The following is a 16,821-nucleotide window of genomic DNA, read 5'->3' as shown; positions in this document are numbered from 1 at the left end:
CCGGTTCGCAGAATATTAAATTATTAGTGATAATTAACCAGTTATCGGTTTTTTATTGTGGCTCGGGAGGTCTCTGTGAAAAAACGATTTTTTATGCTACCTCTGTTTACCTTTGTTCCTTGCCGAATGCGCCGGTGAGTCTGCAGTTTATCGTGAGAGTGGCAGGTTAAAATCGGAAAGTGGCAAAATCACTTATGATTATCCTGAGGCACAAGCCTCGGTCTCATTTTGATTATAGGGAGAAAAATTTATGAAAAAACGCCAGATAGCTGCGGGGTTACTATTGGTAATATCCATTTCTATGCTTTCCGCTTGCTCTTCAGATTACGCAATACAAACCAATGATGGACGCACCATTATCACTTCGGGCAAACCGAATATCGATGACGAAACCGGTCTGATAGAATATGAAGATGTCAGCGGCTTAACGCTGCAAATTAATCGCGACGACGTCAAAACCATGACTAAAATCAATTAAATGCCGGCTTAGCGATAGCATCAGCCGCCTTAAACGGTGGCTGATTTTCCAGGTTCTTTGTATCCTGAAAACTGGCAGCTTTTGCCGGTTTTGTCCTTGATCCGGCTCTCGTGGGGTTGGCTGCTACCGGTAACCTTTATACCGCCTTTTCTGGCCTGTTATTCCATTAAGAACGCAGCAGAGGCAGAATTGCTGCCAAAAACGACTAATAATGCACAGATCAGCGACATATCACCAACTTAAGCGCAGAATTAGCGGGCAGATGCAGTGTTTAATGACCGATAGAAAATTTTTCTGAGCGGCAGTATAGCGTCTGTAAAATTTTTACCGAATGGTCTGCATAAAGAGGTTGAGCGTATGGGCAATGTTTACTATCTCCGACCCGGCTGCGAAGTGATCCCGGTGACTGAGATTGATGCATTAGTAGAAGATTTGCAGAATATTGCGGTGAAATACCATGATTTTCAAAGCCTGCCGGCGATCATTCGTAAATGCCTGGTGGACTCATTGATGAATCGGGAAGCAGCGAACTGTTATCCGCAGAAAAGAGAACCCTTATCATAAGCGGAATCCTGCCGGGTCGGATTGCCGCTGCTGGCCCCTTACACTTTTTTCTCGCTACTGCTGTCATCCTCGCCAGATTTCAACAATGCTCTGACAGCAGAGAGGCCCAGGCTACATCTCTCCGTCAGTGACCGCATAGCGGATCGCGCATCCTGACTGTAGCGCCTTCCTGATACGCCTGTTTCGTCTCTGCATTATTATCTGCCTGTTATGACCCTGGCTATACTTGGGTTTGGCGCTCTGCCATTGCTCACCAACCCACAGTATGGATGCAGACATGCACTATCAGTATCTGAACGGCGAAAACTGGCAGCACATCTGGATTGTCGGTGACCTGCATGGCTGTCGCAGCCAGCTGGACGCGCTGATGCAGAGGCATAACTTTGATAAGCAGCAGGATTTGCTGGTGGCGGTCGGGGATCTTATCGACCGCGGACCAGACAGCCCTGGCTGTCTGCAGCTGTTAGAGGAGCCCTGGTTTCGCAGCGTGCGCGGGAATCATGAAGAGATGGCGCTGGACGCCTTAGCCGGGCAAGAATCGATGCTCTGGGCGATGAACGGTGGCGAATGGTTCTGGCAGTTACGGGGCGCCTCGCTGGTGAGCGCACGGCATGCTCTGAAGCGCTGTCAGGAGATGCCGCTGATTATTCATCTGCAACTCAGCGACAGGATCGTGGTGGTGGCACACGCCGATTATCCCTCCGATCATTACGCCTGGGGACAGGACGTTGACTGGCGTGAGGTGGTCTGGAATCGCGCGCGGCTCAATCGTTATCAGCGCGGCGATCGGGAGAGTATCACGGGCGCGGATGCCTTTTATTTTGGCCATACACCGCTGCAGCAGCCGCTGGATGTGGCCAACCTGCACTATATCGATACTGGCGCAGTATTTGGTAACAGGTTGACCATGGTTCAGGTGCAGTAGCTGTATCAGCGGAACAGGCGACCGTCGCGTACCAGTTCGCGAGGATAGCTGTTTTTCAGGCGGCTTCCTACCTTTTTCACCAGCCCGAGCGGCTGCTGGCAGAACGTAATAATCGCTTCATCCTGCGACGGTAACGTCTGTGGGTAAATATCGCGTCCGCGATACCACTCTTCGGCTTCCGCTTCGCTTAGCGCAAAGGCGAGCGGGCTGTCGGCATGCGCCAGCGCCATGATCGCTTCATGTTGCCAGCGATAACCTTTAGCGAAAGTCTCCGCCAGCTTCAGACCGATACGGGAAAAACGCACTTTGCCCAGCATTGGTTCAACGGCGCCGGGGAACAGCCAGATTTCTTTATCGCGCTGCCAGAGCGTTAATTGATCGTTCCATACCAGCCCGACCGCTGCCGCAGCCGCTTCGATTTCTGCGCTCAGCTTTCTGCTGACCGGGGAAAAGGGGAATTTCCCCACTTTATAGCCAGGCGCAGGCAGGGGCGGCACCGAAGCCGTTTTGTGCAGGCGGGCGACAAAAAAGCCTTCACTGTCAAACAGGTGAGGAAAGACATGCAGAAAACCTTCCGGCGTCAGCGCTTGTTGTGCTCCAGGGAATAGTCCGTCAAGGGGATCAATGCGCACAGCATCGGGGTAACGCGCCAGTAAGTCGTGAATCACCTGCTGATTTTCCAGCGTGTTCAGCGTACAGGTAGAGTAGACCAGGGTGCCGCCGGGCTTCAGGGCGTGAAAGGCGCTGTCAATCAATTCGCGCTGCGTTCCGGCGATAGCGGTGGTGCTCTCCAGCGACCAGTTGCGGAGTGCATCGACATCTTTGCGGATCACCCCTTCCCCCGAGCAGGGCGCATCCAGCAGGATGGCGTCAAACTGTTCCGGCAGGGCAGCACCAAATACCCGACCATCAAAATGCGTCAGCGCGCTATTGCTGACGCCACAGCGGCTGATATTGGCATGCAGCACTTTTACCCGGCTGGAAGAAAATTCATTGGCCAGGATCACCCCCTGGTTATCCATCCGGGCAGCCATTTGCGTGGTCTTGGAACCGGGCGCGGCCGCCATATCCATCACGCTCAGCGCCGTTGGTGCAGCATCAAACAGCGCGCTGACCGGCAGCATGGAGCTGGCCTCCTGAATATAAAACAGGCCGCTCAGATGTCCGGCGGTACTGCCCAGCGGCAGCGACTCATCGTCACGCTCGATCCAGAAGCCTTCCGTACACCAGGGAATCGGCGTTAAGCGCCAGCCATAATCGGCAGTCAGGTCAAGGAACTGCGCGACGCTGATTTTTAAGGTATTAACGCGCAGACTGCGACGCAGCGGCTGCTGGCTGATCGCCAGAAAGCGGTTGAGTTCTGCTTCATCCGACAGGATGTCGCGCATTAAAGCCAGGAAGTCAGGGGGGAAAAGGCAAGAGGAATCCGACACGGAGCAATATCCAGTAAAGGCAAAAGAAGCAGTGTAACACGGCAATGAAACAGGGGCAGCCTGGCTGCCCCTGCAAGTTAACGTTGTACCGGTTGAGGGATTGCGGTGCCCCAGTTGCGCCACTCTTTCGGCATTTCATCCAGCAACAGGAAATGCTTGTTGGGCGTCGCCTGCGGAGCGAGCGGCACGGTGGGCGGCGTAGCAAACTGAATGCCGCCACGAATAAATTGCTGGAAGGTGCCAGTTTTCACCACGCCGCCAACCAGACCAAAATCGAGGTTATAACCGGATGCCAGCCAGAACACCGAGTTATTGCGCACCAGATGCTGATATTTTTTGCTGATGCGCAGGGCGATCTGCACCCGATCCGCCATGGTGCCAAGGGTGGTGCCGGTGACGGTGCCAACCTCCACGCCGCGGAACAGCACCGGCGTGCCCACAGAGAGTGAACCCGCTTCGCTGGCATCAACATAGATATTTAATCCATTCAGGTAGCGCGAATCGGTGATAGTGGACTCCTGCAGCTCGAAAGTACGTGCCGGGCGCCCCTTACCGGGGTCAACATTCACATAGGGCTGCAGCAGCGTTTCCAGATGATTCACCCCGGCGGCGGAAATCTCCGGTGAGACTACGGAAAAACGGCTGCCGTTGCGGGCAAAGTCCTGCTCATATTCCGGATAAAGCACCGCTTTCGCCACCACCTGATTTTTATCTGCGCTCAGCGCCAGCGACTCAATCTGGCCGACATTAATACCGAGATAGCGAATCGGCATACCGGCGGAGAGTTTACTGCCATCGTAGGTCAGTAACTTAATCTGACTGCCCACGGCCCGTGCGGCGGTTTCAGAGGGGTAGAGGACGCGTTTTGTCCCTTTTGCCGTCTGGGCGCCGGGCATGTTGTCGAAGCTGATAGCGCCTTTCAGCGCCCGGTTAAGCGGCGAAGCCTGCAGCGTTAAACCGCTGCCGTTGAGCTGTACTTTAGCGCCGCCTTCCGACCAGAACACGCTTTCTGCGGTCAGCAGCTTGCGATATTCCGGCTTAATATGCACCGCCACATCAAAGGCGGTCGCGCGCGGCACCACGTCAACAATTTCGCCTACCTGAAATTTGCGGTACAGCACCACCGAACCCGCCTGAATATCGGGCAGGCTGCTGGCCGTCAGGGTCAGGGTAGTGGGCGGACGATCACCGGTGATGCCTTCTTCCGCTTTTTCTTCATTAGCATAGAGCGGATAGATGGGCTTCACGGGTCCCTTATTGCCCGGCACCAGACGAATACCACCATCAACCCATTCCCGCGCGCTGGCACCCAGTACCTGCATGCCGTTCAGGCCGAACTTTACGTCCAGACGGCTGTTAACAATAAACTTGCTGTCGCTGTGAACTAACTTCCGGTATTCCGGGTCGACCGCCACCGTGAAGTTAACACCTTTTTCATCGAGGTGACGCTCCATTATCTGGCCCACCTGCATCCCGTAAAGCATCAGCGGCTGACCAGCATCAATACCGTAACTCTCCGGCGCCGTGAGTTTCACTGTCAGCACGTTGGGCTTTTGCAGCAGGGACTTCACGGCGGCCAGCACGGTAAAATGACTCTGCGGCTGGCCATCGCCCGGAATTAACTCAAAGGTATTGCCGGTGAGCAAACCGCTGATATTGGGCTCGTTCAGCGTCACTTTCGGGCTGCGCATCTCAATACGCGTTTCGCTGCGCATCAGACCCACCACTGAAGGATCAATAGTCATTTCACCGGTGACTTTCCCCCCGTCATGCAGGTTGAGTTTAGTCAGGGTGCCGACCTCGAGTCCCTGATACATCAGCGGCGTGCGGCCCGCCTTCAAATTTTCACCACCGGGAAGATCAAGCGTAATCAGTACACCGCGCTGACTGTGCGCCAGGTCGGGATAGAGGTCGTAATTCTCATCGGTATGCGCCTGTTCGCTGTTCTCGGGCGAATCAAAGGCGATGGCACCGTTCACCAGCGCCGCCAGACTTTCCAGCTGCACTTTGGCCCCGTTCAGGCCAACATCGGCATTGATGCCGGATACATTCCAGAATCGGCTCTGCTGTTTTACCAGGTTGGTAAAGCGGCGCTCAATCAGCACATCAATAGTGACACCGTCACCATTGCCGTTAATGCTGTAGTCATATACCCGGCCTACCGGGATTTTGCGATAATAAACCAGTGAGCCGGTGTTCAGCGAGCCGAGATCGGGCGCATGCAGATGAATTAACAGCTCGCCGGTGGTCACACGGTATTTAGGCTGCGTATCGAGCGCCGTAAAATTCTCACTCGGCTTGCCTTTGCCCGGCATCATGCCGATATAATTGCCGCCCACCAGAGCATCGAGGCCAGATACCCCGGCCAGCGAGGCTTTCGGCGTAACCAGCCAGAACTGGGTATTTTCCCGCAGCGCATCTTTCATATCGCTTTTGATACTGGCTTTAATCTGAATTGTGCGATAGTCATCACTCAGATTAATGCCCTGCACGGTGCCTACCTCGACGCCCTGATAACGTATCGGCGTACGGCCCGGCACGATACCATCCGCGGACTGGAAATTGATGGTAATGATGGTGCCGCGCTCCTGATAGTTGGTCCAGAGCAGCCAGCCGGCAATCAGCAGGGCTATGATGGGCAATAACCAGAAGGGAGAGAGCTTACGCTTGTTTCGTAGGGTCGCGTTAGTCGGTGTAGTTGGCGTTTCCTGTTGCATGTGCATCCCAGATCAGGCGGCTATCCAGCCACTCAACAGCCATAATGGTCAGGATCACCGCCGCACCAAAATAGAAGGCGGCGGGTCCCATGGTAAAAGCCAGTAGCTGATCGCGATTGACCAGCGACATGGTTAACGAAATCACAAACAGATCGAGCATCGACCAGCGGCCTACCCAGGTCACTATCCGAAGCAGGCGAATACGGGTTTTCAGGCCATGTTCGCATTTGAAATGAATACTGAGCAGCACGGCCAGCAACACCAGTACCTTGGTAAAGGGCACCAGAATACTGGCAATAAAGACCACGGCGGCGACCGGAATGTTATCGGAGGCCAGCGAGAGAATACCGGAAAAAATGGTGTCCTCGCGGCGGGAGCCGTTCAGGTAAACCACGGAAATCGGCAACAGATTCGCCGGCAGCAGCAGGACGATGGAGGCAATCAGGGCCGCCCAGGATTTTTGCAGGCTGTGGCGGCGGCGGAAATCGAGGGGAGTATGGCAACGGGGGCAGCGGCCACGGCTGTCCGGCTGGCCCGTATAGTGACAGTTCAGGCAGACCTGCAGCTTTTCCGGCGCCAGGTCTGACAACGGCTGCGGATAAAAACGGTGCCAGAGCTGCTCCATATTAAGATGAATCAGCGTCAATAAGGTGAGCAGGGTCAGCAGGATATAGGCGAGCAGGCCGTAACCCGGCTCCAGAGTGGCATAATCCTGCACTTTAATAGACGCCACGGCGATGCCGACCAGATAAATATCCAGCATCACCCACTCTTTCAGCCGCTCCAGCATCAGCAGCACCGGGCGCAGGTTCATGCCAAGGGGGTGACCGATCCACAGGTAGCCAATGGCTGCCACCAGGGTCACGGGCGCGCCGATGGTACAGAAGGTCACCATCGCCGCGGTCAGAATATAGCCCTGCTGCGTCATCTGGATAATGCCTGCCAGCAGGCTGGCATCGATGCGCATGCCTAACAGGCGCACACTGATCAGCGGCAGCGTAAAGGCGAAAGGCATCAGCACCAGCATCGTCACGGCCATCGCTGTCAGTCGCGTCATCGACCAGTCGCGACCGCTGATAATTTGCGCATAACAGCGTGGACAATGTGCCGCCTGGTGCGATTTCACCTCTGGTAAAGAAAAAAGGGTATCGCATTGCGGACAACGCTGATAACGTGCGTGGGGCAACGCCTGGCTGATAGCGTGTATTTTCATAGGGTGATGCAATATTGGCCCATCATTCGTTACAGGTTCCGGCACTCAACGTGAGTGGATTAACAGCGCGTTACGCCACGAAAACGCCGACGCGATGTCGGTTTTCGATCCACAAGATGCTAAGGGTATAGTAACTAATAGAATGATTCACCTTGTGGCCCTGGATATTTAATGCTTATTTTAACGATCGATGGAACAAAGCGTCCTTGTGTTAATAGTTATGGTTAAACAATGAACAAAAAAGCCTTTTATGAAGATCTAAACCGCGACATGCGCGCTTTGCTGGCAGGGGAAACCTCTTTTCTCGCTGCGTTGGGTAATTGTAGTGCACTGTTGTATGAACGTCTTGAAGGTGTGAACTGGGCAGGTTTTTACCTGCTGACTGAACCGGATACGCTGGTACTGGGGCCTTTCCAGGGCAAAATTGCCTGCGTGCGGATTCCCGTCGGGAAAGGCGTCTGCGGTACCGCCTTTGCCGAAGAGAAGGTACAACGTGTCGACGACGTACATGCATTCCCGGGTCACATCGCCTGCGATGCGGCCAGTAATGCAGAAATTGTGATTCCGCTGAAAGTGAACGGTACCCTGGTGGGTGTGCTGGACATCGACAGTATTGTGTACAATCGCTTCGACAACGATGACGAAGCCGGGCTGGTCGCTATTACTGATGGGCTTTGCGAAGTGCTTGCGGGCAGCGAGATTGAAAAATTTCTTCAGCTGAAATGCAGCTAATCGACTGGATCACATGGCATTTGGCAATGTTGTCATTATAATGTCGCCTGTTCATGCCTGCACTGGTCGGCAATCCCGTTGTAATCAGGAAATTTCATGGAAAATCAACCTAAGTTGAACAGCAGTAAAGAAGTCATCACCTTTCTGGCGGAACGTTTTCCTCACTGCTTTAGCGCCGAGGGTGAAGCGCGCCCGCTTAAAATCGGTATCTTTCAGGATCTTGTGGAGCGCGTTCAGGGCGAAATGAACCTGAGCAAAACGCAGCTGCGTTCGGCGTTGCGCCTTTATACCTCGAGCTGGCGTTACCTTTACGGCATCAAGGCAGGGGCAACACGTGTCGATCTGGACGGCAACGCCTGTGGCGTGCTGGATGAGCAACACGTTGAGCATGCGCGTAAACAGCTGGAAGAGGCAAAAGCCCGTGTTCAGGCACAACGCGAACAGCAGAAGGCGAAAAAACGCGAAGCAGGAGAAGAGGGTGGTGAACGTCGTCCGCGTAAGCCTGCCGCACGCAAAGCTGCTGACGGCGAGACTGCTGCCGCGCGTAAACCGCGCGCTCAGGCACCGCGTGCTGCAACGCAAGAGCACAAGCCGGCTCCGCGTAAACCCATCACTGATACTTCAACGTTGCAGCCCGGCCAGAATATTAAAGTTAAAGCAGGCAAAAGTGCGATGGACGCCACCGTTCTGGAAGTTTCCAAAGACGGCGTTCGGGTACAGCTCGCTTCCGGCATGGCTATGATTGTGCGTGCAGAACATTTGCAGTTCTGAAGCGGAGGCTGACCCCGGCATGAACACCATTTTTAAGATCGGAATGATCGCTGGCCTGCTGTTAGCAGGCCAGTCATTTGGCGCAGACAATATTACGCGCGCCGACCAGATTCCACAGCTTCATGAAGAACCGCAGGGCCCTACCGTCTCTGAACGCGTCACCTCCCGTTTTACCCGTTCTCACTACCGCCAGTTCGACCTGAATCAGGAATTTTCCGCGAAAATTTTTGACCGCTACCTCAATATGCTGGATTACAGCCATAATGTGCTGTTAGCGTCTGACGTGGCGCAGTTTGCGGATAAAAAAAGCACGCTGGGAGATGAACTGCGTAGCGGCAAGCTGGAGCTCTTTTATCAGCTCTATAATCTGACGCAAAAACGCCGCTTTGAACGCTATCAGTATGCGCTGAGCGTATTAAGTCGCCCGATGTCTTTTGATGGTAATGACACCATTGATATCGACCGGGCGAAAGCGCCCTGGCCAAAGAACGAAGCAGAGCTGAACGCACTCTGGGATGCCAAGGTAAAATATGATGCGCTGAATCTCAAACTCACCGGCAAAGATGAGAAAGAGATCCGCGACATTCTGACCAAACGCTACAACTTTGCGATTCGTCGCCTGGCGCAGAGCAACAGTGAGGACGTTTTCCAGCTGGCGATGAACGCTTTCGCCCATGAAATCGATCCCCATACCAATTATCTGTCACCGCGTAATACCGAGCAGTTCAACACCGAAATGAGCCTGTCGCTGGAAGGCATCGGTGCTGTGCTGCAAATGGACGAAGATTATACGGTGATCAACTCGATGGTTGCTGGTGGTCCGGCTGCCAAGAGTAAAGCGATCAGCGTAGGCGATCGTATTGTCGGCGTTGGCCAGCCTGGCAAGCCGATGGAAGATGTAATCGGCTGGCGTCTTGACGACGTGGTCGCCAAAATTAAAGGGCCGAAGGGCAGCAAGGTTCGTCTTGAAATTCTGCCAGCGGGTAAAGGCACCAAAACCCGTACCGTGACGCTGACACGTGAGAAGATCCGTCTGGAAGATCGCGCCGTGAAAATGACGGTGCATAACGTCGGCAAAGAAAAAGTCGGCGTACTGGATATTCCGGGCTTCTATGTCGGTCTGACCGATGATGTGAAAGTGCAGTTGCAGAAACTGCAGAAGCAGAACGTCAGCAGTGTGGTGATCGATCTGCGTACTAACGGCGGTGGCGCGCTGACGGAAGCAGTGTCCCTGTCCGGTCTGTTTATTCCGGGCGGTCCGGTGGTGCAGGTGCGTGACAACAATGGTCGCGTGCGTGAAGACAGCGATAATGACGGCGTGGTCTACTATAAAGGCCCGCTGGTGGTGCTGGTGGATCGCTTTAGCGCCTCGGCCTCAGAAATTTTTGCCGCCGCGATGCAGGATTATGGGCGTGCGCTGGTGGTGGGCGAACCTACCTTCGGTAAGGGCACAGTGCAGCAGTATCGCTCGCTGAACCGTATTTACGATCAGATGCTGCGCCCGGAATGGCCTGCGCTGGGCTCGGTCCAGTACACCATTCAGAAATTCTATCGTATCAACGGCGGCAGCACCCAGCGTAAAGGCGTGACTCCCGATCTGCTGATGCCCACCGGTGTTGAAGCGGCGGAAACCGGCGAGAAGTTTGAGGATAACGCGCTGCCCTGGGACAGCATCAATGCGGCAACCTACGTGAAAACGGGTGATATCAAACCGCTGCTGCCGCAGCTGATTAAAAATCATCAGGAGCGTATCGCGCAGGATCGCGAGTTCCGCTACATCATGAAAGATATTGCGCGTTTTAACGCTATGAAGGACAAACGCAACATTGTTTCTCTCAACTTTGCTCAACGCGAAAAAGAGAATCATGAGGAAGATGCGTTACGCCTTGAGCGCATCAACGCGCGCTACCAGGCAGAAGGCAAAAAACCGCTGAAAAGTCTGGATGAGCTGCCGAAAGATTACAAAGAGCCGGATCCTTATCTTGATGAAACGGTAAAAATTGCTCATGACCTGGCGGGACTGGAAAAATCGCAGCCGCAGCCAGAGAACGACAGTAAAAAGTAATCGCAGTTGTCCGCAAAAAAACAAGCACCGCAGCGCGGTGCTTTCTTTTGTTCAGCGATCGATCACCCGAAATACCCGATAGTGTTAAGCAAGGCTTATACCTGCATGGCGGGGTAAATAGGCGGGGCTGTGACAAAGTGTAAAGTTATGTCTTTTTAGGCACTTAATCGTTAAGGTTGCTTGAAAACCTAAGGTTTGACCTTAGGATGTAGATCCGCGTATAAGCGCGTGTATAACTGAGGAAGATTAATTTTTATGATGCGTATTGCTCTTTTCCTGCTCACCAACCTGGCTGTGATGTTGGTATTCGGACTGATTCTCAGTCTGACAGGAATCCGGTCAAGCAGTGTTCAGGGCCTGATGATTATGGCAGGCCTGTTTGGCTTTGGCGGTGCGTTTGTTTCACTGCTGATGTCAAAGTGGATGGCTTTGCGTTCTGTTGGTGGTGAAGTCATTGAACAACCCCGTAATGAAACCGAGCGCTGGCTGATGACCACCATCGGACATCAGGCGCAGCAGGCCGGGATCGCGATGCCGCAGGTGGCAATCTATCACGCGCCTGATATCAATGCGTTTGCCACCGGCGCCCGGCGTGATGCCTCGCTGGTTGCGGTTTCTACCGGGTTATTGCAAAACATGAGCCGTGATGAGGCTGAGGCGGTACTGGCGCATGAAATCAGCCATATCGCCAATGGCGATATGGTCACCATGACGCTGGTGCAGGGGGTGGTGAACACCTTTGTGATCTTTATTTCACGCATTATCGCGCAGGTGGCGTCAGGCTTCCTGTCCGGCAATCGCGAAGATGAAGAGAGCAGCAACGGCAACCCGATGGTCTATTTTGCGGTCGCCATGGTGCTGGAGCTGGTGTTCGGTATTCTGGCCAGCATTATCACCATGTGGTTCTCGCGCTACCGTGAGTTTCATGCCGATGCCGGGTCAGCCAGACTGGTAGGGCGTGAAAAAATGATCGCGGCGCTGCAGCGTTTAAAAACCAGTTATGAGCCGCAGGAGCCGAGCAGCATGATGGCTTTCTGCATCAACGGTAAAGGGAAATCCCTGAGCGAGCTCTTTATGTCGCATCCGCCGCTGGATAAGCGCATTGAGGCGCTGCGTAGCGGCCAGTACCTGAAGTAATTCGCGTAAGCACAGACAAAAAAGGCGACAGTAATGTCGCCTTTTTTATTGCCAGCTTAAAACCACGTCCTGCGGGCGTGGTCATCAATACGTTTTGGCTCTGCCTTATCGTCTCTGGATTTGAATCTTACGGAACAGGCAGAGACTGCTTTTTTAGGATTTTGGTACCCCCTATGGGGGGCAATCTAAGCCGCCTTCTATGAAGGCGGATTTTTACTGTCTCTGATACGTCAGCCCGCCGGGTGGCGCGGCTGCGTCATCCGGCTGGTACTGACTACGGCGGCTACGGCAGCAAATCCCCCGGCAAGCAGCAGAGAGGCGTGCGTGCCATCGTCATGAAACAGATTAAACATCAACGCCACCAGCGCGGCGCCGCAGCTCTGGCCCAGCAGGCGAGCCGTACCCAGCATACCGCTGGCGCCGCCGCTGCGCTGCCGCGGTGCAGAAGTGATAATGGTATGGTTGTTCGGTGACTGAAACAGGCCGAAACCGGCACCACACAGCATCATGCGCCAGATAATATCGCCATCGTCCGGCTGCGACGGCAGGAAGGCGAGCAGAAACAGTCCGGCAGCAAACAGCGCCAGTCCCAGACCACCAAGCAATCCGGCATGGACACGCTCGATCAGACGCCCGGCGATGGGGGCCAGTATCATGGTGGCCAGCGGCCAGGGCGTCAGTAACAGCCCGGTGGCAACCTCATCCCGCCCGAGAACATTCTGCAAAAAGAAGGGCAGTGATACCATTGCCAGCATCTGGGCGCAGAACGAACAGACGGAGGTGCAGATCGACAGCGAAAAAAGCGGAATGCGCAGCAGATCGATGGGCAAAAGCGGCACCGTCATGCGCAACTGACGCCGGATAAACAGATAACCCACCAGCAGAAACAGTATGGCCTCCGCCCCGACCAACGGATGACTTTGTCCCTGCGCAAAGCCGCTCAGCGCAGCAATCAGCAGGCCAAAGAACAGGGCGTTCATTATCGCGCCCGGCACGTCAAAGCGCTGTCCCTGCGTTTTCTGCGTATTGTCAGGCAGGTAACGCAGCGCCAGCCAGAGCGCAATGGCTCCCAGCGGCAGGTTAATCAGGAACAGCCACGGCCAGCCGGCAACCGATAAAATCGCGGCGGCCACGGTAGGCCCGGCGGCGGTCGAAACGGCGACAACCAGTGAATTGAGGGCCATGCCGCGCCCGAGATAACGCTGGGGAAAAATAATGCGGATCAATGCGGTATTGACGCTCATCAACGCCGCGCCGCCAAAGCCCTGCAGCACGCGCGCCACGGTCAGCATTTCCAGCGAAGTAGAGAGCGCGCAGAACAGTGACGTGGCGATAAAAAGCGCCAGTCCTGCCTGATAAACACGCCGATAACCGAGCATATCGCCCAGAAAAGAGAGCGAGAGCAACGATATCACCACCGCGATCTGATAAGCGTTTACGATCCAGATCGATTCCGCCGGACTGGCCTGCAGTTCACGCGCAATGGTCGGCAGGGCGACATTAGCAATCACCCCATCCAGTACCGCCAGAGTAATACCGAGTGCAATGGTAATAATTGCACCATAACGCTGAGGAAGGGGTAATCCATCCTGAGGAGAGAGGGGAGCCATAACGCCGACAGTGAAAGTAAAGTGAGTGAATATCATTATGCTAATGAATTCACTTGTGGAAAGCATCGCATTTCGCAGGAAAAAATCATCAGGGAATATGTCAGCATTGCGTTGTCATTGCCGCTGTCCCCGACCTGAACGTATACTGGCAACCTTGTTCCAGTTTTTCTAAAACAATTTCGAAAGGATTGCGCTATGGCCAGCGGCGATAATGAGAAACAGCCCGATTCAGTCTCCTCGGTACTCAAGGTATTTGGCATTTTGCAGGCGCTGGGTGAAGAGCGCGACCACGGCATCACCGAACTGGCGCAACGGGTGATGATGTCCAAGAGCACCGTGTACCGCTTTTTGCAAACCATGAAATCTCTGGGCTACGTGGCGCAGGAAGGGGAAAGCGAAAAATATTCGCTTACCCTGAAGCTGTTCGAACTGGGGGCCAAAGCGCTGCAAAACGTGGATCTTATCCGCAGCGCGGATGTGCAGATGCGCGAGCTGTCGCGCCTCACCAGAGAGACTATCCATCTCGGCGCACTGGAAGAAGAGAGCATTGTCTATATTCATAAAATCGATTCGCTTTACAATCTGCGCATGTATTCGCGTATCGGTCGCCGCAACCCGCTGCATACCACCGCGATTGGCAAGGTACTGCTGGCCTGGCGCGACCGCGCTGAGGTTGAAGATATTCTGAAAGAGGTCGAGTTTAAGCGCAGCACCGCCAATACCATTACCAGTCAGGAAGCGTTGTTAAAGGTACTGGATCAGGTGAAAGTGCAGGGATTTGGTGAGGACAATGAAGAGCAGGAAGAGGGATTACGCTGCATTGCCGTGCCGATCTTTGACCGCTTTGGCGTGGTGATCGCCGGGCTCAGCATCTCTTTTCCAACCATCCGTTTCTCTGAAGAGGCGAAAAAGGATTACGTTGCCATGCTGCATCGTGCCGCGAAAGCAGTCTCAGAGCAGATGGGTTATCACAACTACCCATTCTGAAAAAAAGCGGGTTATGCGTAACCCGCCTTATGCGTTTAATTGTCGATCACTTCGCCACTTTTCTTCAGCAGCGGGCATTCCGTAACGCCAATTATACCGCTTTCGGTATGCAGATACTGGGCGGTAACCACACCGCGTGCCGTCAGGTAGTTGCACTGTAATCCCAGCCCGACAGCATTTTTGCTGCTGCCCGCCAGCACCCCGTAGCCAGTGAACAACATCGCCACCCAGAGGGCGACCATCATCATTACCACGCTGATAAATATTTTCATTTTGTCTCCATGTGATCCAGAACGCCGCTCTCCGCGCTGCGCTGCTGTTGTACGGCGGTTATCTTGCATCGCTTTTTCCCCGCGATCGATCAGAGATACCCGAAAGCGCACTGGCCGGGATTATCTGCATTCAAAGTGATCCCATTATCTTTTTGGCGCGCAGCAGGTAGAATCAGCTCTTCACAGTTACGAACTGATGTAAACACATTCTGAGGCAGTTATGAACGAGATGGCAGCGGGAGCATCCAGCCTGGTTGCACCTGGCGTGGTGGCAGGAAGCATTATTATTGGGCTCATTGTCTGGTTTTTTGTAAACCGGGCCAGCGTGCGCGCCAGCGAGCAGATTCGTTTACTCGAAAGTCTGCTGGAAGAACAGAAAAAACAGAATGCGCTGATGCGCAGACTGATTGAAGCGCAGCTTCCCGATTCAGCAGAGAAGCGAAACGAGGAAGAGAGTGAGAAGCGTGACTTTATCCGGCTGATCCCTGAGCGCTGATTTAACCACAAGGAGACGGTATGGCGTGGCGTAATCCCTGGTACGATGCGAGCAAGCCTCATCATGCGCCTGATGGCTTCCGTAATCCTGAAGGCGATCAGCGTCAGCAGGGCGATCTGCAGCGCTGGCGCAAAGAGCGCAAGGCGCAGGGATTACCCTGGCCGCCGCAGGAGGGATATCCTGCTTTTGTGGCGCGCTGGTGGCAGCAGGCGGATCTCAGCGGCGAGGACGATCGCCTCTGGTGGCTGGGGCACGCTGCGCTGCTGTTTCGCGTTAATCAGCGTTATCTGCTTATCGATCCGGCGCTTTCCCGGCGCGCTTCACCTTTACCTTTTGCCGGGCCGGAACGCAAAACGCCCGCTCCTTTGCAGATCACGGCATTGCCCCGTCTTGACTATGTGCTGATCTCACATAATCACTATGACCATCTGGATAAGCCTACCGTCAGACGTATTGTGCGTCATTTCCCGGACGCTACCTTTATTGTCCCGCTGGGGCTGGAACCCTGGTGCAGGCGCAACGGCGTCCGTCACATCAGACAGCTCGACTGGTGGCAGCATATGCAAGCGGACGGCATCAGAATTGATGCCGTCCCGGCACGTCACTGGAGTATGCGCACGCTGCATGACCGTAATCGCTCCCTGTGGTGTGGCTGGGTGATTCGTACGGCCAGTGTACGCTTCTGGTTTGTCGGCGACAGCGGCTATTCGGAAAATCTGCTGGAGGTTGCTGCCAGGCTGGGGCCTTTTAATCTCGCCGCGTTGCCGGTAGGCGCGTATGCACCAAAATGGTTTATGCGCGGCCAGCATATGGACCCGGAGCAGGCGGTGGCGCTCTGGGATGCGATAGGTCAGCCGCTGACGCTGCCCATTCACTGGGGCGTCTTTGAGCTGGCAGATGAATCGCTTGATGAGCCGCCGCGTGAGTTAATGCGCGTTATCAGCGCTGCGGGATATAAGCGCGACCGCTTCCTGCCCTGGCGAATAGGGGAAAGCCGTAGCCTGATTAATATTAACCAGGATTAATCCTAAACGCTGAAAGAAAACTATGTTTTCTTAACAGAATTTTTAAACAACAATTTTCGCGCCTGGCAGAATGCCAGCACACATTGCGTAAATAACGCTTTGCTTATATTTGGGGCATGGCGCGGCTTATTTTCATGATTTTGGTGCAAATGCCTTTTTAAATTGTACCTGGTGACAAAGGCTGTACAGGATCACGTTTACAGATAATGCTCATACTGAGGTGAGTAAACACATTAAAAATTTTATCGTTGTAATAAATATGCGATATTTTTTCGTCCGGGGCTGAGGATTAAAAATGGCATCTGGACGGTGCAGTCCGGATGCGCTACAGTATTCTTTACTCGCAAGGTCTTTGAGGTATAAGCTTTTTATGCCTCTTAAGCGGTACAGGTTAGC

At 54.1% G+C, this 16,821-nt stretch carries 15 protein-coding genes; 10 read left to right on the top strand and 5 right to left on the bottom strand.

Features of this window, described 5'->3' with window-relative positions; genetic code table 11:
• Positions 1-250: 250 nt before the first annotated feature.
• From E0E17_RS17245 to E0E17_RS17230, 3 genes are all read left to right on the top strand, one after another.
• A complete protein-coding gene (locus tag E0E17_RS17245) occupies positions 251-478 on the top strand; it encodes a YgdI/YgdR family lipoprotein (protein WP_130835222.1) in 228 nt (75 codons plus the stop codon).
• 357 nt (positions 479-835) lie between these two features.
• The gene (locus tag E0E17_RS17240; RefSeq protein ID WP_130835221.1) at positions 836-1,042 is read left to right on the top strand and encodes a hypothetical protein; all 207 of its coding nucleotides are present in this window, start codon (positions 836-838) and stop codon (positions 1,040-1,042) included.
• A gap of 277 nt (positions 1,043-1,319) precedes the next feature.
• On the top strand, positions 1,320-1,967 hold the full coding sequence (locus E0E17_RS17230) for a metallophosphoesterase (RefSeq protein ID WP_130835220.1): 648 nt from the start codon (positions 1,320-1,322) through the stop codon (positions 1,965-1,967).
• A gap of 5 nt (positions 1,968-1,972) precedes the next feature.
• On the opposite strand, the gene rsmF is transcribed toward E0E17_RS17230, so the two are convergent.
• The 3 genes from rsmF to yebS all read right to left on the bottom strand — a co-directional run bounded on the left by rsmF (position 1,973) and on the right by yebS (position 7,330).
• Positions 1,973-3,400, bottom strand: a complete 1,428-nt coding sequence (gene rsmF / locus E0E17_RS17225; protein ID WP_130835219.1) for a 16S rRNA (cytosine(1407)-C(5))-methyltransferase RsmF — start codon at positions 3,398-3,400, stop codon at positions 1,973-1,975.
• Between the two features lie 77 nt (positions 3,401-3,477).
• On the bottom strand, positions 3,478-6,117 hold the full coding sequence (locus E0E17_RS17220) for a PqiB family protein (protein ID WP_130835218.1): 2,640 nt from the start codon (positions 6,115-6,117) through the stop codon (positions 3,478-3,480).
• Positions 6,086-7,330, bottom strand: a complete 1,245-nt coding sequence (gene yebS / locus E0E17_RS17215) for a membrane integrity lipid transport subunit YebS (RefSeq protein ID WP_130835217.1) — start codon at positions 7,328-7,330, stop codon at positions 6,086-6,088. Before yebS ends, E0E17_RS17220 begins: the two co-directional genes overlap by 32 nt.
• A gap of 231 nt (positions 7,331-7,561) precedes the next feature.
• Between yebS and E0E17_RS17210 the strand changes: the two genes are divergently transcribed.
• From E0E17_RS17210 to htpX, 4 genes are all read left to right on the top strand, one after another.
• On the top strand, positions 7,562-8,062 hold the full coding sequence (locus E0E17_RS17210; protein ID WP_130835216.1) for a free L-methionine (R)-S-oxide reductase MsrC: 501 nt from the start codon (positions 7,562-7,564) through the stop codon (positions 8,060-8,062).
• A gap of 96 nt (positions 8,063-8,158) precedes the next feature.
• On the top strand, positions 8,159-8,833 hold the full coding sequence (gene proQ / locus E0E17_RS17205) for an RNA chaperone ProQ (RefSeq protein WP_130835215.1): 675 nt from the start codon (positions 8,159-8,161) through the stop codon (positions 8,831-8,833).
• Between the two features lie 19 nt (positions 8,834-8,852).
• On the top strand, positions 8,853-10,898 hold the full coding sequence (gene prc / locus E0E17_RS17200; RefSeq protein ID WP_130835214.1) for a carboxy terminal-processing peptidase: 2,046 nt from the start codon (positions 8,853-8,855) through the stop codon (positions 10,896-10,898).
• Between the two features lie 255 nt (positions 10,899-11,153).
• Positions 11,154-12,035: a protease HtpX gene (htpX, locus tag E0E17_RS17195; RefSeq protein ID WP_130835213.1), complete on the top strand. Its 882-nt coding sequence runs from the start codon at positions 11,154-11,156 to the stop codon at positions 12,033-12,035.
• A 230-nt stretch (positions 12,036-12,265) separates the two neighbouring features.
• Here htpX and E0E17_RS17190 read toward each other — a convergent pair whose 3' ends face one another.
• Positions 12,266-13,645: an MFS transporter gene (locus E0E17_RS17190; protein ID WP_130835597.1), complete on the bottom strand. Its 1,380-nt coding sequence runs from the start codon at positions 13,643-13,645 to the stop codon at positions 12,266-12,268.
• A 195-nt stretch (positions 13,646-13,840) separates the two neighbouring features.
• On the opposite strand from E0E17_RS17190, the gene kdgR reads away from it, so the two are divergent.
• A complete protein-coding gene (gene kdgR, locus E0E17_RS17185; RefSeq protein WP_130835212.1) occupies positions 13,841-14,632 on the top strand; it encodes a DNA-binding transcriptional regulator KdgR in 792 nt (263 codons plus the stop codon).
• Between the two features lie 35 nt (positions 14,633-14,667).
• On the opposite strand, the gene E0E17_RS17180 is transcribed toward kdgR, so the two are convergent.
• The gene (locus tag E0E17_RS17180) at positions 14,668-14,904 is read right to left on the bottom strand and encodes a YobH family protein (protein ID WP_130835211.1); all 237 of its coding nucleotides are present in this window, start codon (positions 14,902-14,904) and stop codon (positions 14,668-14,670) included.
• A gap of 220 nt (positions 14,905-15,124) precedes the next feature.
• On the opposite strand from E0E17_RS17180, the gene E0E17_RS17175 reads away from it, so the two are divergent.
• Together E0E17_RS17175 and E0E17_RS17170 are read left to right on the top strand one after the other, a co-directional pair.
• On the top strand, positions 15,125-15,400 hold the full coding sequence (locus tag E0E17_RS17175) for a YebO family protein (protein WP_130835210.1): 276 nt from the start codon (positions 15,125-15,127) through the stop codon (positions 15,398-15,400).
• A gap of 20 nt (positions 15,401-15,420) precedes the next feature.
• Positions 15,421-16,425: an MBL fold metallo-hydrolase gene (locus E0E17_RS17170; protein ID WP_130835209.1), complete on the top strand. Its 1,005-nt coding sequence runs from the start codon at positions 15,421-15,423 to the stop codon at positions 16,423-16,425.
• Positions 16,426-16,821 lie beyond the last annotated feature (396 nt).

The sequence above is a fragment of the [Erwinia] mediterraneensis genome (genome assembly GCF_900604315.1).
Classification (GTDB): Bacteria; Pseudomonadota; Gammaproteobacteria; order Enterobacterales; family Enterobacteriaceae; genus Pantoea; species Pantoea mediterraneensis_A.
Note: the sequence above shows the minus strand (reverse complement) of the source record. Positions and strands in the feature narration are given on the sequence as shown.

Bases quoted from the DNA above. Each gene is read 5' to 3' on its own strand.
- E0E17_RS17245 (WP_130835222.1), top strand. From the start codon at position 251: ATGAAAAAACGCCAGATAGCTGCGGGGTTACTATTGGTAATATCCATT.
- E0E17_RS17240 (WP_130835221.1), top strand. From the start codon at position 836: ATGGGCAATGTTTACTATCTCCGACCCGGCTGCGAAGTGATCCCGGTG.
- E0E17_RS17230 (WP_130835220.1), top strand. From the start codon at position 1,320: ATGCACTATCAGTATCTGAACGGCGAAAACTGGCAGCACATCTGGATT.
- E0E17_RS17220 (WP_130835218.1), bottom strand. From the start codon at position 6,117: ATGCAACAGGAAACGCCAACTACACCGACTAACGCGACCCTACGAAAC.
- yebS (WP_130835217.1), bottom strand. From the start codon at position 7,330: ATGAAAATACACGCTATCAGCCAGGCGTTGCCCCACGCACGTTATCAG.
- E0E17_RS17210 (WP_130835216.1), top strand. From the start codon at position 7,562: ATGAACAAAAAAGCCTTTTATGAAGATCTAAACCGCGACATGCGCGCT.
- proQ (WP_130835215.1), top strand. From the start codon at position 8,159: ATGGAAAATCAACCTAAGTTGAACAGCAGTAAAGAAGTCATCACCTTT.
- prc (WP_130835214.1), top strand. From the start codon at position 8,853: ATGAACACCATTTTTAAGATCGGAATGATCGCTGGCCTGCTGTTAGCA.
- htpX (WP_130835213.1), top strand. From the start codon at position 11,154: ATGATGCGTATTGCTCTTTTCCTGCTCACCAACCTGGCTGTGATGTTG.
- E0E17_RS17190 (WP_130835597.1), bottom strand. From the start codon at position 13,645: ATGGCTCCCCTCTCTCCTCAGGATGGATTACCCCTTCCTCAGCGTTAT.
- kdgR (WP_130835212.1), top strand. From the start codon at position 13,841: ATGGCCAGCGGCGATAATGAGAAACAGCCCGATTCAGTCTCCTCGGTA.
- E0E17_RS17180 (WP_130835211.1), bottom strand. From the start codon at position 14,904: ATGAAAATATTTATCAGCGTGGTAATGATGATGGTCGCCCTCTGGGTG.
- E0E17_RS17175 (WP_130835210.1), top strand. From the start codon at position 15,125: ATGAACGAGATGGCAGCGGGAGCATCCAGCCTGGTTGCACCTGGCGTG.
- E0E17_RS17170 (WP_130835209.1), top strand. From the start codon at position 15,421: ATGGCGTGGCGTAATCCCTGGTACGATGCGAGCAAGCCTCATCATGCG.